Origin of the sequence: Thermodesulfobacterium geofontis OPF15, assembly GCF_000215975.1 — a bacterium.
GTDB lineage: Bacteria > Desulfobacterota > Thermodesulfobacteria > Thermodesulfobacteriales > Thermodesulfobacteriaceae > Thermodesulfobacterium > Thermodesulfobacterium geofontis.
Map to the genome: position 1 here is coordinate 379,261 of NC_015682.1, position 18,681 is coordinate 397,941.

15 protein-coding genes, 1 tRNA gene, 1 pseudogene and 1 riboswitch are annotated in these 18,681 nt (G+C 32.3%); of the genes and pseudogenes, 4 read left to right on the forward strand and 13 right to left on the reverse strand.

Features of this window, described 5'->3' with window-relative positions; all coding sequences use genetic code 11:
- Positions 1-112 precede the first annotated feature (112 nt).
- Positions 113-1,972 carry a TonB-dependent receptor plug domain-containing protein gene (locus tag TOPB45_RS02010; RefSeq protein ID WP_013909195.1) on the reverse strand — a complete coding sequence of 620 codons (1,860 nt, stop codon included), beginning with the start codon at positions 1,970-1,972 and terminating at the stop codon, positions 113-115.
- 13 nt (positions 1,973-1,985) lie between these two features.
- Positions 1,986-2,261: riboswitch (cobalamin riboswitch) on the reverse strand.
- A 266-nt stretch (positions 2,262-2,527) separates the two neighbouring features.
- On the opposite strand from TOPB45_RS02010, the gene TOPB45_RS09225 reads away from it, so the two are divergent.
- The 4 genes and pseudogenes from TOPB45_RS09225 to TOPB45_RS08740 all read left to right on the forward strand — a co-directional run.
- On the forward strand, positions 2,528-2,746 hold the full coding sequence (locus TOPB45_RS09225) for a transposase (RefSeq protein ID WP_408033206.1): 219 nt from the start codon (positions 2,528-2,530) through the stop codon (positions 2,744-2,746).
- The gene (locus tag TOPB45_RS09145; RefSeq protein WP_172632668.1) at positions 2,733-2,906 is read left to right on the forward strand and encodes a transposase; all 174 of its coding nucleotides are present in this window, start codon (positions 2,733-2,735) and stop codon (positions 2,904-2,906) included. The genes TOPB45_RS09225 and TOPB45_RS09145 overlap by 14 nt, the downstream gene beginning before the upstream one ends.
- Positions 2,878-3,297, forward strand: coding sequence for a transposase (locus TOPB45_RS09150; RefSeq protein ID WP_081460663.1), 420 nt, complete (start codon positions 2,878-2,880; stop codon positions 3,295-3,297). Before TOPB45_RS09145 ends, TOPB45_RS09150 begins: the two co-directional genes overlap by 29 nt.
- A gap of 218 nt (positions 3,298-3,515) precedes the next feature.
- Positions 3,516-3,848, forward strand: a pseudogene (locus TOPB45_RS08740) (tyrosine-type recombinase/integrase); the annotation flags it as partial.
- Between the two features lie 75 nt (positions 3,849-3,923).
- Here the strand turns inward: TOPB45_RS08740 and TOPB45_RS02035 are convergent.
- The 12 genes from TOPB45_RS02035 to galE all read right to left on the reverse strand — a co-directional run bounded on the left by TOPB45_RS02035 (position 3,924) and on the right by galE (position 18,633).
- Positions 3,924-3,995: transfer RNA gene (locus TOPB45_RS02035), tRNA-Thr, on the reverse strand.
- Between the two features lie 57 nt (positions 3,996-4,052).
- Positions 4,053-5,015 carry an NAD(P)-binding domain-containing protein gene (locus TOPB45_RS02040; protein WP_013909196.1) on the reverse strand — a complete coding sequence of 321 codons (963 nt, stop codon included), beginning with the start codon at positions 5,013-5,015 and terminating at the stop codon, positions 4,053-4,055.
- A 2-nt stretch (positions 5,016-5,017) separates the two neighbouring features.
- A complete protein-coding gene (locus TOPB45_RS08920; RefSeq protein WP_154645417.1) occupies positions 5,018-5,185 on the reverse strand; it encodes a hypothetical protein in 168 nt (55 codons plus the stop codon).
- 11 nt (positions 5,186-5,196) lie between these two features.
- The gene (gene acsC / locus TOPB45_RS09085; RefSeq protein WP_013909197.1) at positions 5,197-7,587 is read right to left on the reverse strand and encodes an acetyl-CoA decarbonylase/synthase complex subunit gamma; all 2,391 of its coding nucleotides are present in this window, start codon (positions 7,585-7,587) and stop codon (positions 5,197-5,199) included.
- A 24-nt stretch (positions 7,588-7,611) separates the two neighbouring features.
- The gene (gene acsB, locus TOPB45_RS02050) at positions 7,612-9,900 is read right to left on the reverse strand and encodes an acetyl-CoA decarbonylase/synthase complex subunit alpha/beta (RefSeq protein WP_013909198.1); all 2,289 of its coding nucleotides are present in this window, start codon (positions 9,898-9,900) and stop codon (positions 7,612-7,614) included.
- 15 nt (positions 9,901-9,915) lie between these two features.
- Positions 9,916-11,124 carry an acetyl-CoA decarbonylase/synthase complex subunit delta gene (locus tag TOPB45_RS02055; RefSeq protein ID WP_013909199.1) on the reverse strand — a complete coding sequence of 403 codons (1,209 nt, stop codon included), beginning with the start codon at positions 11,122-11,124 and terminating at the stop codon, positions 9,916-9,918.
- A gap of 15 nt (positions 11,125-11,139) precedes the next feature.
- The gene (locus TOPB45_RS02060) at positions 11,140-12,060 is read right to left on the reverse strand and encodes a methylenetetrahydrofolate reductase (RefSeq protein WP_013909200.1); all 921 of its coding nucleotides are present in this window, start codon (positions 12,058-12,060) and stop codon (positions 11,140-11,142) included.
- Between the two features lie 3 nt (positions 12,061-12,063).
- Complete coding sequence (locus TOPB45_RS02065; RefSeq protein ID WP_013909201.1) at positions 12,064-12,720, reverse strand: methylenetetrahydrofolate reductase C-terminal domain-containing protein; 657 nt, start codon at positions 12,718-12,720, stop codon at positions 12,064-12,066.
- Between the two features lie 6 nt (positions 12,721-12,726).
- On the reverse strand, positions 12,727-14,934 hold the full coding sequence (locus tag TOPB45_RS02070; protein ID WP_013909202.1) for an anaerobic carbon-monoxide dehydrogenase catalytic subunit: 2,208 nt from the start codon (positions 14,932-14,934) through the stop codon (positions 12,727-12,729).
- A gap of 38 nt (positions 14,935-14,972) precedes the next feature.
- Entirely contained in the window at positions 14,973-15,875 is a 903-nt protein-coding gene (gene folD / locus TOPB45_RS02075; protein WP_013909203.1) for a bifunctional methylenetetrahydrofolate dehydrogenase/methenyltetrahydrofolate cyclohydrolase FolD, read from the reverse strand.
- Positions 15,876-15,889: 14 nt separating this feature from the next.
- Entirely contained in the window at positions 15,890-17,671 is a 1,782-nt protein-coding gene (locus TOPB45_RS02080) for a formate--tetrahydrofolate ligase (RefSeq protein ID WP_013909204.1), read from the reverse strand.
- On the reverse strand, positions 17,650-18,633 hold the full coding sequence (galE, locus tag TOPB45_RS02085; RefSeq protein ID WP_013909205.1) for a UDP-glucose 4-epimerase GalE: 984 nt from the start codon (positions 18,631-18,633) through the stop codon (positions 17,650-17,652). The genes TOPB45_RS02080 and galE overlap by 22 nt, the downstream gene beginning before the upstream one ends.
- Between the last annotated feature and the right edge of the window lie 48 nt (positions 18,634-18,681).

Genomic DNA, 18,681 nt, shown 5'->3' on the forward strand with positions numbered 1-18,681 from the left:
TAGCACAAACCAGAAAAAAGGACAACCAATTGTTAGAAGATATTGTAAAAATAGAAAGACCCAAGAGGGATAAACCCTCTGGGTTTCATCCAAAGGATATACTCAGCATAATTTAGTAATTAAATTTTATGCCAGCATAAAAAGATCTATCAGGGGTTCCATAGTCTTTTACTTCTTCATAATTAGCGTTAAAAAGATTTTCTACCTTGAGATAAAACTTAATTTTGGGATTGAAAGAATAATTAGTAGATAGATTAAAAAGAGAGTAGGATTTTAACTTCTGAGTATTTAAAGGATTTGCAAATCTTTCTCCAGTATAAACATAATCAGCAATAACAGAAAGGTTTTTGAGAGAGTACTCTAAGGTAGCTTCAGCTTTATGAGAAGGCTTATAAATAAGATATTTTTCTTTATCCCTGTCTTCTGAATCTAAATAGGTATAATTAGCTTTTAGGCTTAAGTTTTGAGTAAGTTTTAGGGTAAGATAGACTTCAGCCCCTTTTATAACAGCTTTTCCGATGTTTTGGGGTTGCCAGGTTTGAAGGTCAAACTGGATAAGATCTTTATATCTTTGGTAAAAAACAGAACCACCTAAAATTAGCTTATTTTCTAAAAAAGTCTTTTCAAATCCAAGATCCCACCCTTTTGATTCTTCAGGTTTAAGGTTAGGATTGCTAAAGATGGGATAATAAAGGTCATCAAAAGTAGGAACTCTAAAACTTGTCCCATAGTTAGCTTTAAGCTTTACATCAATCTTAGGAATTATATAGCTAATTCCTAATCTGTAAGTAGTTTTTTCTCCAAGATTTTTATAATTATCATATCTTAACCCTGCAGTTAAAAGAAGTTCATTTTCTAAAAGGTAAAGCTTGTTGTTAAGAAAAATCCCAGTATATTCCCTTTTTTTATCATAGCTTGAAGATCCCCAGCTACTTTCAGAGAGCATTTCTACTTCCTCTCTTTTAAAGTCTAAACCAAAAACCAAAGAATAAGTCTTCCCTAAGTTTAAAAAATTTTCCCAAGAAAAACCCTCTGTAGAAGGTGTATATCGGGTATAAGGAGACCAACTAATAGGTTCATAATATTTTCTTTGGGAGTAATTCTTATAGATAGAGAAAGTTTGCTTAAATTGTTCAAAAAGGTCTAAGTTAAGTTTGGCACCAACAAGGTAATTATAGTCTTTTCTAAGGTTTTCTGCATCTTCATCCCAGCCGTCATACTCTATCCTTCCGTAGTTATATCTTCCCAAAAATTCAAATCTTACCTTAGGTAAAAGATTAAGCCCTATCTTAGCAGAAGCAAAGGAATTCTTAAACCCGTCTTTTTCCTTTCCATAACGATAGGCAGAAAAGCCATCTGTATAGTAATAAAAGGTATTTAACCTAAAGTCAATATTTTTAAGTTCTCCTGATAGTTCAAAAGAGGGTTTATAGGTTCCGTAAGAACCACCTTCAAGGTAAAGACCGATTTTTGGTCTTCCTTTACCCTTTTTAGTAATAATATTTATTACCCCGGCTACAGCCTCAGACCCATAAAGTGTGCTTTGAGGTCCTTCAATGATTTCAATCCTTTCTATGTCATCAACCGTTAAACTTCCAAGGTCAACTTGTCCAGAAGAAGGATCGTTGATTTTAAATCCATCTATCAAAACTAAGGTGTGAGCTGATTTAACTCCTCTTGGAAGAATAGCTCCTGCTGTCTGACCAGGACCGCCGTTTGCTCTAATGTATAGTTGAGGAAGGGTTCGTAAAACATCAGTGAGAAAGATAAAATTTTTCTTTTCAAGCTCCTCTTTGGTTATAACGGTTACTTGTGAAGTTACCTCTTTTAAGGGCTCTTCAATTCTGTCTGCTGAAACTACTACTTCAGGAATTTCTTTAACCTCTTTACTTTCTTCTGCACCAAAAGAAGGAGAAACCAAAGTTCCTAATAAAAAAAGAAAGCTGAGTTTGTGGAAGACCTTTTTGCTCATGACTCACCCCCTCGGGTTTTTTGGGGCTGGAGCGGTCTTCCGGCTTCCGGATCGTCCTACTCGCCGCACCTTCCCGGTGCCTTTCGGCACCAGTGGTCTGTCGGCTAAGAGCTTTAAAAAAGAAAAGCTCTTAGCCCAAGAAAGGAAGCCTCCTTTCGGGGAATACCCTACTTGGGACCTCCTTTCCCATCCGCATAAAAGCGGACAAGCGGCTTTCGTCCCCGGTCACGGCTGCGGGGCAGCGGGGGATTTTCACCCCACTTCCACAACTCCGGCCCACAACCTAATATATCATCCCTCTTTAAAAAATCAATCTAATTTTTTCTTTTTTTAAATTGTTTAGAGATTGTATATATGTTGTTTATTGTAGGTAGTGTCTCATTAATTGTGTAAATACTTGAAAAGTAAAATGGGCATGGTAGCTTCCCCAATGCTTAATAACCAAAACTACCAGAAAGGAGTGGAAGCTACCATGAAAGAAAAAACTAAAACTTTAACAAAACAACCTATGGAAGAAATTTTAAACTTTTTTTTCAGCAGGAAGTCAATAATCTTATTAAAAACCTTTTAGAAAAGCTTATGCTTGAAAAAAGAAAAATTTATTTAGAAGAGATAGAAGATTATGCAAACGGTTTTTATATCAGAGATTTACTTACAAAGTATGGGAAGGTTCAAGACTTAAAAGTGCCTCGGGTCAGGAATGGTGGTTTTCGTCCTGCTATACTTGTATTCACCCCAAAGCGTTTCTCGGTTAATAAAGGTGACCGAAGATGAAGTAAGGAGTTGGAAAGAAAAAGCACTTTCAGAGGAATATTTGGCAATATTTTTAGATGGAACTTATTTACCTATTCGTCGAAATGAGGTAGCAAAGGAACCAGTTTATTTAGCTTTGAGGATAAAGCTTGATGGAAGAAGGGAAATACTTGGATTTTGATTATTTGGATCTGAAGGGGAATGATTTACCTGGGATAGAAAATGCCATAAAGATGGTTTATCCGTCTTCAGAATGGCAACTTTGTGTATTACATACTGTAAGGAATTCTTTAAATAAGGTGCGGGTAAAAGATAGAGGTTTATTTGCAGAAGATTTAAAAAGGATATACAGAGCAGAAACAAAAGAAAAAGCTAAGGAGGGGATATTAAGATTAAAGGAAAGATGGGGTAAGATATATCCTAAGGTAGTGAAAAAATGGGAGGATAAAGCGTATGCATTATTAACCTTTTTGAGGTATCCGAAGGAGATAAGGCAGTTTATTTATACAACTAATCAGCTTAAAAGATTAGCAAAGGAGATAAAAAGGAGGATAAAGGTAATTTCCGGATGAAGGATCAGCTGAAAGATTGTTATATTTGATCTTGAAAGAGATGAATGAGAGGTTAAACTCAAAGAGGTTAAGGGGATTTAACGAGATTGAATTGGGGAACTACCATGCCCTTCCCGGAGAAATTTTTACACAATAAAAAAGACACTGTGTTTAAATCTAACTTGGGATGACATTTTCTTTGAACATAATCTTATCAGAATTAGAAAAGCAAAAAGAATAAAGAAAGATTTGTTCCTATGAGTAAGATGCTGAAAAAAGCTCTCTTACATTTAAAAACAACAAGAACTGATGACAACCCATTTGTTTTCCCATCACCTAAGACAGGAAAACCTTTAAACGATATCAGAAGAGTAATTTTGAAAATAGCAAAAAGAGCAGGAATTGAAAGGAAAATAACACCACATCAGTTAAGGCTTAGCTTTGCAACTCATCTTTTAGAAGCTGGAGTTGACTTGAGAACCATTCAAGCACTTTTGGGGCATGAAGATATTAAAACAACTCAAATTTATACAAAAGTTGCAATGCCAGTTCTTTACAGAGCTATTAATTAAAATTCTTGAAGCTCAAACATGTCGTCACTATGTCGTCACTAATGACCCCCTACCCCTATCAAAAGCTTGAAAATAAGCCGGCGATGGGATTCGAACCCATGGCCTGCTGATTACGAATCAGCTGCTCTACCCCTGAGCTACGCCGGCTTAAATAAATTATAAATTCTTATTTTAAAAATTTCAAATATTTGAACTTACTTAGTTTTATGTTGAAAGATATTTTTCTTTTATTCTTTTGATTACTATATGAGCTGAATTAAAAGCTTTCATTATACTTCCTTGTTTAAAGGCTATATCCCCAACTAAAAAAATCTTTGGTAAATTGGTTTCAAAAAATTCATCTATCAGGGGATTCCCTTTTTCATCAAAATTAATTCCTATTCTTCTTAAAAAACTCTCCGGGGTTGTTCCTCCTAAACAATAATAAATTAAATCATAAAAATCTTCCTTTCCGTCTTTAAAATAAACCCTTACTTTTTCATTATAGGGTTCTATTTTTTCTATATCTGTTGCCATGAGAAGCTTTAATTTACCTTGTTTTTCTTTTTCTTCTAAATTTTTTAAATTAATCTCATTTATTCTAAAAAATTGGGGTCTCCTATAAGAAAGATAAACATCGTTTACTTCACAGAGACAACAAGCAACCTCTGCTGCGGTATTTCCTCCACCAACCACTAAAATTTTTTTATTTTCTGGTATCTCAAGAGGAGGTTCAAAAAATACCTTATTTTTTAATTCCTCAGGAATAGAATATGATGGTTTATTAGGTTTACCAAAAATACCAATAGCTATGATCACAAATTCAGCTAAATATTCTGGCTTATCTTTTACAAAAATTTCGTATTCTTCATCTGTTTTTCTTATTTCTGTAACCTCTGAATTTAACCTTATATCTAATTTCCATTTATTAATCCAATCTTCTATCCTTTTAAGAAACTCTTCTTTAGTTTCAGTTTCAAAGGAGCATATTCCAATAGGTTTTATATCTTTCTCTCTATAATTAGCATCTACTCTTTTACCAGGTTTATAAAATTTTACTATAGTACTACAGACAGTTTCTCCTTTTTCCAAAACTACAACAGGTTCTATATTATTTGCTTTTGCTTCTATAGCTGAAGCAATCCCAGCTGGTCCTGCTCCTATAATAGCAATTTTAACTTTTTCCATTTTTAAAATTCCTTTAATTTAGATTGTAAAAAAATTAAGCACCTATTTCTATAAGGGCAAAAACCTTGAAAATGTTTACATCCTTCTTCTATATTTACATATTCTTTAAACTTTTCACACCAAATTTTTTTATTTTCTCCTTTTTCTTTTTTATTTTTATATTCTTTCAATTTTTATTATTTCAAACTTCAAGCCAAGATTCAGAAAATATAATTTCTCCTGTTAAAACTTTTACAGTTTTATATATTTCAAGTTCTTTAGAAGAAAGTGACTGGATATCTATTTTTTCTCCATCCATTATTTTATGAACTAAAGAGACCCATTCAGGATGTTTACCTTTTGCAATTTCTACTAATTCTTTATCGTATATATCAAGTATTGCACTGTAAAGATTATATTTCATAAGCATCATAAGCATTACTCTATTTAAATAAGGTCTTAAATGGGAGGCTACACCATTTGAAACATTTGAAAGACCTACAATTGTTTTAACTCCTGGTGTAATTTCTTGAAGTATAGAAAGAAATTTAAGTACCTCTTTAATTTGTTGCACATCAAGGGTTATAGGAGTAAGAACTGGATCTACCCAAATTTTTTCATTGGGTATACCATATTCATTGAGTTTATTTACAAGATCCAATGCAAGATCAGCTCTTTCATTAGCATCTCTAAGAAGCCCTTTTTCTCCCCAAAGAAGTGCTACCACATCACAACCAATTTCAGCAGCAAAAGGAGCAAGTTTATCCAATTTATCTTTATGAATGGTAACTGAATTTATAAGTGCCTTTGAAGGTTGTTTAGAAGCTTTTATTCCTGCAATCATTGCTTCTGGATTTGTAGTATCAAGAGAAATAGGAATATCTACTACCTCTTCTACAATTTTAACTATCCAAGGAGCAAGTTCTAAAGCATCCTTTTTTGCAGGTCCAATATTAAGATCTAAATAATCTGCTCCTAACTTAACTCCATCCTTAGCCATTTGTTGAATAGGTTGAGGATTGCGTTCTTTTATAGCTTTACCTATCCTTTTTGACATTATGTTTATATTTTCAGCAATACAAATTACTTTATAACCGCTTTCTTCTTTTTCCTTTTCAAGTTTTTCCTTTTTTTCTTTTATAGTTTTTTCTTCTTTTAAAATTTCTATTTTTTCGAATGTCTTTTTCTCTTCTTTTATTTCCCTCTTCTCAGAAACCTTTTCCTCTTTTTTTAATTCTTCTTTCAATTCTTCATAAAATTTTTTAAAAAATGAAGGAATCCCGCTTGCCTCTCTTGGCCCAACAATGATTTTCCAGTCAGGAAGTTCATCTTCAAGTTCTCCCTTTATTCCTGCTAAATAACCAGGAATTATAAGATTTCTATGTTTAACTTTTTCTTCAATCCCACACTTTTTAACAAAAGGGGCAATGGTATCAGCACCAAATTTACCTGCTGCCCAAGCTGTAAGAACTGATAAACCATCAGTATCTTTTATGAGAAGCCAAGTAGGAACTCTACTTGCCTCTATTTCCCCACTTACGATAAAATAAGTAAGGGCAAAATTGCAGGTTATAGCTACCAGCGAATTTTCATCAGGACCATTAATAGGATAAATCCCCTCTTCAACAACCATAGGTTTTTGAGGATCTGTATAAATATTCATTCTTTCTATTAAAAGATTAAATAAAGCTTCTGGCTTAAGATCTGAAAGAATAATAATACTTCCATATTTGCAGATAATCATACTTGCAATAAGAATTTCTAATAAATCAGAATCTGTATATCGATAAGGAAAAGTTATAACAGGAAATCCTAAGAGTTTAAATCTACTTTTAATAGCTGATTTTCTTATAATTACTAAATCTTCAAACAACTCTCTTAATACTTGAGAACCTGGATCAAGAACTAATTCTTTTAAACCTTTTTTAAAAGCCTTTTCAGAAAGACTACAAACTTCATCTAAGGATTCTCCAATTATAGTAAGAGGAACCTTTGTTGAAAGAGAGAAATTAGCAAAATCTTCAAAATTTTGAGAATTTGCACCATAAATTAAAGGTTTAAAATTATTACATATTTCTATTGCTTTTTTTAGGGTTCCCACATCTGAAGAAGCTAAAACTAAGGCTACCCAAGGAAGTTCATTTCTTACTTTTTTCACAATCTCTATAAATCTTTCCTCAGAGCCTTCATCTTGCAAAAACAGAGTATCTAATCTTAAAATAGTTCCTACCCTTTCCCATTGAAGTTTTTTATACAATCCTATTCTTCTTGAAATTTCCTCATCCTTCATATTAGTGGAAATGAGAGTTCCTATAAGAGGAGGATTTTCAAAACGTTTGTCATGCCTAAATAGAACACTTTCCCCACCCAAAAAATAGACGTAATTACCTCCTCCCAATTCTACTTTTCTAATAGGAGGTGCTAAAGCTTCAGCTATTTCTTCTTTAATCTTTGGATCAATATAGGGACAAGCATCTATCTCTGCCTGACCAGAAGCTACTTTCATAGCAAAGGCCATACAAGTAGAAAAACCACATTCTTTACAATTTGTTTTAGGTAAATACTTTAGTATTTGAATTCCTGTAAGAGCCACCTTAATTCTCCTTTTTTATGAAATTTAGGTAAGGGGAGGTAATTTTAAAACCGGATGATTCACTTTTTTTACCCAATTAAAAAGTTCTTCCTCTGTATTGACTACACTTTCATCGGCTATTTTTTCAAGAAAATCAGGAACTCCTAACTCTTCTGCCCTTTTTTGAAGTTTTTCCTTTAACTCTTCTTTAAGTATTTTAGGCATCCAAACAATTCTCAAAAATCCATCTTCTGCGGATATAAATTTTTTAGAAATAATATATTGCTTAGAAATACCTAAAAACCCTGGAGTAACTTGTCCTCCTCCTATCATTCCTGCAAGGGTAGAGAATTTAAGTCCTATTGGAGTTTCTTTATCAAATTCTCGATTTACTATAATGATTCCATTTACTGGTGCAGAAATTGCTGCAATAGCCTCCATACAACCGCATACAGTCATAGGATCATTCATAATACTATATAAACTTACCCTTTCTACTTTCCCTTTTGAGGCTTTTTTAACGAATTCATTTACTCCTTTAAATTGTCCTAATTTTAAATCTATAATCTCTCCTTTTAAAATGGGCTGATTTGGACCAGCTGGATTAATCTGATAATAAGCTTTTCCATCAAGCCAGCTATAAGCACCACAAGGCCCTCCTCTTTCAGGAGTAATTACACAAACATGAGTAGGGGCAAAACTTTGACAAAGGGTACAAGAATAAAATTCTTCTACATTTTCATCTACCATCCCAGCGAGTCTTGCATCTCTTTTCTCATATATACTTTTTGCTTTTTCTATTAATTTTTTTACCATTTCTTCATCTGTAAAAATCTCTACTTCACATTTATCTACAATGCTACTAAATTCTTGTTTTATTCTGTTATATAAAATCTCTCCTATATGTTTCAAAAGGAATCCCTTTTCTACTGCCTGTTTACTAATTCTTATCCATACTATATTTCTTTGTCCTATATGCATAATACCCTGGGCATAATTGATAAAATAATGAATTTGTCTTTCCATAATAGGTTCAAAATCTTCTTGCATATTAGTGCCAGCTACTTTTATTACAATAGCAAGCGGAAGTCTATAAGGTGGACCTTTTTTATCTATTTTGGGAAGATCAGAAATTTCCGGCCCTATCACCCTTATTTCTCCATCTTTAACTTCCTCAAAAGATGAAGATATTAATAATTCTAAGGCTGATGTTCTCCCTCCTCCACATTCTAAATAAAGATCTTCTTTTCTTACTCTTTCTCCCTCAAAAGCAGGGGCATAAGAAACTGGGATATTAAGTTTTGTTTTGGTAATTTTTAATCCCCTTACTTCTAAAGCCTTTTCTATTAATTCTTGAGAAGCAATTTCTGGAACGGAACTCCTGTAAAACTCTTGATTTTCCATTATTACCTGAAAATAGCAATGAGTAGGTTTGGAAATTAAAGCTTCATAAATACAAATCCCAGGAATTTTGATTTCAGGTACAGCCCAATCACAAATTATAGGAATCCCCCAATTTAAAGCTCCTAAACCATTAGCTACCCATTCCTCTGTAGGTGGACCAAAGGTTATTACAAAAGCAAAGGTTTTATATTTATTAAAAAGTAAATTATTTATATAATCCCCCGGCTTTACCCCACCAAAAGACATAGCAACTCTACAAGCAAAACCAATAGCAAAAACTATACTAGTATAGTGAGGACCAAAAGGTACTAATCTTACTGGCCAACCAAGTTGTAATCCTGCCTCTCTTAAAAGATAGGGCATATAAACACCATTGGTTTGATCATGCATAAATACATAAAGTCCTTTTTCAAGAAGGTCTTGAACAATATTTTTAGCTGTTTCTTTATCTGGAGGTGAACCAAGTAAAACTGCAAAACCAGGAGAACTTCCATCAACAAATTCTACCCCTCTCTTTCTAAAGATAACATCATCTGCTGCTCCAAGCCAAATATTATCTTCTGTAGGCTCTTCTGTTTTTGTATATAAATTAGGCTCTTCCAAATATCTTATAGCTTCAACTACTTCTTCAGCAAAAAGAGTTGCCATTCCTGCATCAAGTGCTAACCCTAAATAAAGAAGACCATTTTTAGATGAAGATAAATCAGGCAGAAGTTTTTTTGCCTCTTGTAAAACTTCTTCACAATCTCCAAGTTTTTTAACAGGATATCCTAATATGGCATAAATAATAGGTAAATAATAGGCTGTGTTTGGAAATCCTACATTTACTTCTTTACCAAAATTTTTAATAGCCCTTTCATACCTTTCCCAGGCTTTTTCTAAAATTTTATATGCTCCTTTAATAGCTAAATCAAAAATTATTTTTGACATATAATTATCACCTCTTTAACTCATGCTTAAAATATTAAAAAAAGATTTACAGAGTTCTATAGCTTTTGGATGCCTCATTATTAATAAATTCCCTCCTGCTAAAGCTAATACTACAGCTGTAATTGCCTCCATTAATATACCCCTTCCTTCTTGATCTCCAAAAATTTCATCTGTAGGAAGTTGAACTTCTTTTGTACCCCAAACTTCTCTTCCAATAGCACAAACAAAAGGAGACTGTAAAGCTGTATCTTTATAATAAAGCGCAGCAATTCTTATTCTTTCCATAACAGAATAGGCATATTCAATTCCATATCCCAAAGCACCTATTGAGGGATCTATAATTATCTTATCTAACGGAACCCCCATATTTTCAAGAAGTATATTAAGTTGCTTAGCTAAATTTACATCAATAGGAGTTGAAGCAATTATTGGCAAATTATATCCCATAGCAATAGCTCCTAAGGTTCTGTAATTAGTATCTAAGACAGGACCTATAACTGCACCTCTTTCTCCTATTAGTTCTGCAACTTCTTTTAAAATCTCTACATCTTTTTCTGAATTTCCAGAACCCCAAATAATAAGTGGGACCTCTATAGCATCCCTTACTTTTTTCACTACCTCCTTTGCATGATTTACATCAAGATCTAAATAATTAGGATCTGTTCCCTGTAAATAAAGACAAATTGCTTCTGCTTTATAAACTTCAACACACTTTTTCGCCCACAAAGCTGGATCATGAAAAACATCAGAAAAATATTTAGCTAAACTTTGAGGCCACTCTTCTGGTTTTACATCTAAAATTTCCATAGCAATCTTTATTTCATTTCCCATAGAACCTTCGAAAAAATAAAAAGGCAAAATGTTTTCTCCACCTATCTTTATAGCTTTTTCTCCTTTTCCAATGACTACTTCTCTTATTTTTTCTGTAGAAATATCTTTATATAAATTTTCAGGAATATTTTTTGCCCTCTCTGATAAAGGTCTATATTTAGTTTTAATTTCAATTTTAGGAACTTCAATTTTTACTTTTTCAGGCTTTACAATTAATGGTTTTTCCTCTTCTTTTTTCTCTATTATTAAAAGTTTTTTACTAAAAATTTCTGTTTCGAGTTTTTCTATCCCTTCCTCTAAATTTTTAATTCCTTCGCTAATACTTTTTAAACTGGACTTCAAATCTGACAAAATATCTATTAAGATTTTCAAAAGTTCTTTTTCATTTTGCATTCTTTCCCCCAATTTTTATAACACTGGTCTGGGATAAAGTTTTGCTCTTTTAATTATTTCAGGAACAATATATTCCCAGCCTATTGCCATTATGTGAACTCCTTTAATACCTGACATTTCTTTAACTCTTTCTATAATCTCTACTGCAATATTTATTCCTTCTTCTTTTTCATCTTTTGCAGAATCCATTCTTTTTATCAATTCATCTGGAACTTCAATTCCAGGCACTTTGTTTTCTTTTATAAATTTAAGCATCTTTGAAGATTTGGGTGGCATTATACCAGCAAGTATATTAACCTTTTCCAAGATGCCTAATTCTTCGCATAAATTTAAAAATTTTTTAAATCTTTCTAAATTATAAACTATTTGAGTTTGAATAAATTTTGCCCCAGCTTTTATTTTTTTTGCCAATCTAAGGGGCCTAAATTCTAAAGGGTCTGCAAAAGGATTTTCTACTGCCCCTATAAAAAAACAGGGTTTTTTTCCTTTTATCTCATCCCCATTAAAAAATTTTCCTTCATTTAGAGTTTTTACTAAACTTAAAAGCTGAATTGAGTCTAAATCAAAAACGGGTTTTGCTTGTGGATGATTACCTAAACTTATATGATCTCCAGTTAAACATAAAACATTCCTTATTCCAAGGGCATAAGCCCCTAAAAGATCGGATTGAATAGCTAATCTATTTCTGTCTCTACAGGTAATATGCATTATAGGTTCTATACCTTCTTTTATCAAAATAATTGCTCCTGCAAAACTTGACATTTTTACAGTTGCTCTTGGGTTATCTGTAATATTTACTGCATCTACATAACCTTTTAACCATTTTGCCTTTTCCTTTATGATTTCAGGATCTGCATTTTTAGGAGGTCCAATTTCTGCTGTAACTGCGAATTCCCCTGATTCAAGAATTTTTTGAAGATTGGTCTTATTTTCCAATCTTTACTCCTCTCTTAGCTCTCTTACACCCTCACCACCAGCTAATCTCCAATCTTTTGCTTCCCAAATTTTCATTAAATTTTCTAATTTACCTCTGTTTTTAAGCCTCATTACTATTTTATACCATATACAGGGTAAAGTTTTTTTCACTTCACATATACCATTTTTAACCCCTCCGCAAGGACCATTAAGTAAATTTTTTGGACATCTGGTAATTGGACAAAGACCTGCTGTATATCCGATTATACAATCCCCACAGGCTCTACATTTCTCAACCCAGTATCCTTCTTTTATCTTTGCTCCTAAAAAAAAGGTGTTAACTCCTGGATATACTTCCATTTTAGGGTATAAATCTGCTATTAAGTTCACTCCTACCCCACAACCTAAACTTATTATTGCTGAAACTTTATCCTTAAAATCCTCAATAGGCTTAAGTGCAGATGAATCACATTGCTTAGTTAGGATTTTTTTTAATATTTTTACTGGTTTCCCAAGTTTTTCTCTTTCCTCTTTTATTTTTTTCGCAAACTTTTTTACTTCTTTCTCAACACCGGTTGAACATCCAAAATCACATTCACTACACCCAAGCAAAAGAATTTTATCATAGCTTTCTATATATTCCAAAATTTCATCTAAAGGCTTAATTTTAGTTATTACCATTTTCTTTTAAATTCCTAATCTGTGAATTATGGGAATGTATATTTTTTCATCAAGAGCTCTTCTCATAGCCATATCATAGAAAATTCTTGGTTTAGGCTTATCAATACCATGCTCCTTTCTTTTCTGCCAAATTCTATCTATTACCATATTTACAAAATCACTTGCTTTAGATGCTATTTTAAAAGTTCCTCCAAAATAATTTTCCATCTCATTAAATAGAAAATTGGTAGTTTTTTTACTTTCTATGAATGGAAAATCTGCTCCAAAAATAACCTGTACCCCACTTGCGGAAAAATACATTCCTACAGATAGTGCTTTTTTATTTATCCACTGAGGAATACATACTACAACAGGTAGATCACTTATATCTTTCCCTAAATCCCCTGTATTAATTAATTCTATTAAGGTTTGAAGAACTCTTGAGTTATCTACCAAAGAACCCATGTGTAAAACTGGGGGACAACCTATCCCTTCTATAACTTCTCTCAATCCTTCTCCTGCCAATTTTGTAGCTTCTTCTGTTAATAGACCTGCCATCCCTAATTTTATGGCTGAACAACCTGTAGTTAAGACTAATATATTATTAGCTATAAGTTCCTTAGTAAGTTCTACTTCAATATTTTCTTTTGTTCCAAAATAATCACATCCTGTGATAACTGCTATTCCTAAAATTTTACCATTAACAAGATTTTCCTTTAAAATCTCTAACCCTGCCCTAAATCTACCACCCATAATATACATAAGTGCTTCCAAACTAAATCCTGATATCACTTCTATGCTATCCTCAGGGATATATATTTCTGAATTTTTTCTTTCTTTATATTTTGAAAGGGCGATTTTTAAAATTTCTTTTGCACTTTCTAAAGGATAATTTTTATTAAACTCAACATAAATAGCCCCTTCTATAAGAGATTGAGGATTAGTAGTAATAATTGTTGTATGGAATTGATTAGCTATTTGAACTATATTTGGTACCACACATTCTCCATCTATTACTATTGCTTCTATAGCTCCAGTTGCTATAACTGCTTCTTGATGAATAAATGTTCCTAAAACTGGAATTCCTCTTCTCATAAGAAGTTCATTACCTGTATCACAAAGACCTACAAGGTTAATCCCTTTAGCTCCAATTTCTTTAGTAAGCTCAATTATTTCTGAATTAAAAGAAGCCTCTCTTAATAAATCCGCCATTATAAAATCTTGCCCATGAACTATAACATTTACCATATCCTTAAAAATTACGTTTTCCCCAATATTAATGAAAGATCTAACAGGTTGGGGGGTTCCGAAAAGAATATCCTGTAAGTCTGTTGCTATTAATGAACTCCCCCAACCATCAGAAAGAGAACATCTTACTGCAGAAAGCAATATATTTTTATAATAGAGATCAACTATAGTAGAGGTTTTATAAAAAAGCTCTAAAATTTCTTTCTCTATGCCTCTTGGTATAACTTTATATTTTCTCCATTTTTCAATTAAATTTTGTGGAGCCCTATGAATTGAAATTAATTCTCCTTCTTGTTGGGAAAATATTTGAAATATTTTTTTTACAGTTTCTTCAAGAATTTTTTCTTCTGGAAGATTTAAATCTATTCCTAAGCTATAGGCAAATAATTTAAGTTTCTTTTTATCTTTTATTTGAAAGGGTATCTCTTTTGTAACAGCTCCTCTAAAAATTTCTGCTATTTTTCTTGCATGTTCTAAATTTGTAGCTGCACCTTCTGCAATTAATCTTGCAAAATCTTTTGCAGAAACTGCACTTACATCTATCCCACAAATTCCTTTTAAATCTTCTCTATTTTCTATTATTTCACAAGGTCCTAAATTACAAAGTGTACAAGTTGTTTCTTCTTTTCTGATTTTAACAGACCCTCTTTTTTCTATTCCTTTAGGAATAGTATAAAGGGTAGGCTTTTCTTTATGAATTTTTTCATAAAGACTTTCTAAAGTTTTGTTTGAAAGTTCAAAAGTTATTTCTTTCAGAGGTCTTTTATGAATTTTTTCTAAACTTTCTATTTCTTCAGGTTCCTTTTCCCTTTCAATCTTTTCTACCTTTATCTCTACTTTTACAACCTCTTTAGTGATCTCTAAAATCTTTTCTTCTAATTTTTTGATCCCACTTTCTAACAATTCCATTCCTGATTTTAAAGCCTTTGTACCGGTTTTAAGATTTAAAAATATTTCTTTTAGTTTTTCTTCTGAACTTTCTATCATCTTTTCCTCTGATTTTAAAATTATTTAATTTGAATCCTTTATTCTATTTCATTTGGAAGACCATTCCACATTTTCGCAGATTCTAAAGTATTTTTCATTAACATAGTAACTGTCATTGGACCAACTCCACCTGGAACAGGAGTAATTGCCCCTGCTTTTTGTTTTACATTTTCAAAATCAACATCTCCACAAAGAATAGCCTTTCCTTCAGGGGTAATTCCTATTCTATTTATTCCTACATCAATTACTACAGCACCTTCTTTTATCATATCTGCAGTAATAAATTTGGGTTTTCCTATTGCAACAATTAAAATATCTGCTCTTTTGGTATGAAAAACTATATCCCGGGTTCCTGTATGACATACTGTAACAGTTGCATTTCCTATAAATTTTCTTTTTTGCATAAGAAGGTTAGCAATGGGCTTCCCAACAATATTACTTCTTCCTAAGACAACCACCTCTGCTCCTTCAACTGGACAGCCAATTTTTTCTAAAAGTACAAGTATTCCGTAGGGAGTACAAGGTAAAAAACAGGGTTCTCCCATAACCATTTTACCTACATTAATTGGATGAAAACCATCTACATCTTTTTTAGGGTCTATAGCGTTTATAATCTTTCTCTCATTTATATGTTTTGGTAAAGGAAGTTGAACTAATATACCATGAATTTTGGGATCCTTATTATATTTTTCAATTAGTTTTAATAATTCATTTTCTGAAACATTTTCTGGAAGCTTTTCTTCAATAGAATAAAACCCAAGACTTTGAGAGACTTTTTGTTTTCCTTTAACATAGGAAATGGAAGCAGGATCTTCTCCTACTAAGATAGTAACTAATCCAGGAACAATATTGTATTTTTCTTTCAATTCTTGAACTTCCCTTTTGATATTCTCTCTTATTTCCTGAGCTATAGCTTTACCATCTATTATTTTGGCTGACATTTTAACTCCTAAAGCTAAAATAGACCTTTTACTCTTCCTGTATTTACATCCACATCAATTCTTCTATAAGCTGGATCTGAACCAGTACCAGGCATAAGTTTTATCTCCCCTGCAACAGGTACTATAAAACCTGAGCCTTTATATATAAGAATATCTCTAATTCTAAGATTCCATCCCTTAGGAACTCCCTTTTTGCCTGGATCATCAGAAAGGGAAAGATGTGTTTTTACCATACATATAGGAAATTTTTTAATTTCTTCATTAGCTTCTATTAATTTAATTTTTTCCTCTGCGGTAGCGGAATAAATAACTTCATCTGCTTTATAAACTTCTTTTGCTATCTTTTCAATTCTTTCTTTAACCGGTTCATTTAAATCATAAAGATGTTTAAATTCATTTTTTTCTTCACAAGCTTCGATCACTGCATCTGCAAGTTCTAAAGCTCCTTCCCCTCCTTTTAGCCAATGATCAGATATAGCAACCCTTACTTTTGCATTTTCACATATTTTTTTTACAAGGTTTAGTTCATTTTTAGTATCTGTATAAAATCTATTAATACACACTACTGGAATAGTACCACTTTTCTTTACAATCTCTATGCAATGTAAAAGATTTTCACATCCTCTTTCTACCCAAGAAAGATTTTCTTCATAGTATTCTTTTGGGATAGAAGCACCAGGTTTAAGCTCAGGTGCCCCTCCGTGATATTTAAGTGCTTTTATAGTTACTACTATTACTGCTGCATTAGGCTTAAGCCCAGAAATTCTACATTTAACATTCCAAAATTTTTCAAAACCTATCTCTGCACCAAATCCAGACTCAGTAATTACATAGTCTGCAAGTTTTAAAGCTGTATAGTCAGCTATAATAGAAGATTGTCCTAAAGCAATATTACCAAAAGGAGAGGTATGAACCAAAATAGGATTCCCTTCTATAGTTTGTACAAGATTAGGATTAAGGGCATCAACCAGTAAAACTGTCATAGCTCCTGCAACTTCTAAATCTTCTGTAGTAATTGGATTACCGCGTTTATCAAAGGCAACTACAATTTTCCCTATTCTTTCTCTTAAATCTTTTAAATCCTTAGCTACTGATAATATAGCCATTACTTCTGAAGCTCCAGAAATATAAAATTTGCTTTCCATTAGATATCCATCCATTTTACCACCAAGCCCAATAACTATATTTCTTAATGCTTGGGCACAAAAATCCATTACCCATCCCATTTCAACTCTTTTAGGATCTATATTAAGCCTTTTTAATCCTTTTTTGATCAAAATTTCATCATCATAATTTGCTTCATGTTGCATTCTTGCTGTAAGAGCAACCATAGCAAGATTATGAGCATTCATCACTGCATTTATATCTCCTGTAAGTCCCAAAGAAATTTTATCTAAGGGAATAATTTGAGAAAGCCCTCCACCTCCTGCACTTCCTTTAATATTAAAAACAGGTCCGCTTGAAGGTTGTCTTATAGTACCTATAACTTTTTTACCTCTTCTCCCAAACCCCTGAACTAAACCAATTAAGGTGGTAGTTTTTCCTTCACCTAAGGGAGTTGGAGTTATAGCTGTGATATCTATGTATTTCCCATTAGATTTGTTTTTAAATCTTTCCAAAACCTTTTTATAATCAATTTTACCAATATAATGCCCATAAGGTATAAGTTCTTCTTTTATTAAACCTATTTCTTCAGCTAATTCATATAGAGTTTTCATATTTTTTTCTGCTTCATAGGCTATTTCCCAGTCTTTCATTTTTGTAGGATCAAGTTTTATTTTTGTTTTAGCTCCCATTTCCAAGAATCCTTTATAATAGTTTCAAGGGAATCATATTTGGGTTCCCACTTTAATATCTTTTTAATCCTTGTATTATCAGCAATTAAAATAGGTGGATCTCCTGCTCTTCTTTTGGTCTCTATCACCTTAAAATCAATTCCTGTTACTTTTTTAACTACAGAAATTACTTCTCTTACTGAAAATCCCCTTCCATAACCACAATTTAAAACAATACTTTCACCTTTAGAAAGAAGATACTCTAAAGCTAAAAGGTGAGCAGTTGCTAAATCCATTACATGAATATAATCTCTTATGCAAGTTCCATCAGGTGTGGGATAATCGGTTCCATAGATTTCTAAATAGGGAATTTCCCCTTTTGCTACTTTTAAAGCTCTTATTATTAAATGAGTTGGTTGTTTGTAGTTAGGACCTATTTCTCCTTCTGGATCAGCTCCTGCTACATTAAAATATCTTAAAGAGATATAATTTATCTCTCCAGCTTCTGCCATATCTCTTAAGATTTTTTCTATTATAGCTTTAGTTTCTCCGTAGGGATTAATGGGTTTAAGCTCAGCTGTTTCTGGGACAGGAATAATATCAGGAATACCATATACAGCAGCTGAGGAAGAAAAAAGAAAATTTTTAACCCCAGCCTTTTTCATAGCTGAAAGTAGCTTAATTGTATTCCCTACATTATTTTCATAATACAAAAAGGGCTTTTCTATACTTTCAGGTACACTTATAAAACTTGCAAAATGTAAAACTATATCTGGTTTTTCTTTTTTAATTATTTCTAAAAGCTTTCCTTCCTCTCTTAAATCTGATTTATAAAACCTTCCGTAAACTTTTTGAGGTTGAGAAGAAAATAAGTTATCTATTATAATTACCTCATAGTCGTATTTAGTTAAAAGTTTTGCTACATGAGAACCTATGTAGCCTGCCCCACCAGTAAGTAATACCTTTACTTTTGAGCTTATCATTTTTGTTTAATTTAATTTACTTTTGAGCTTGATATGATACAATAAAAT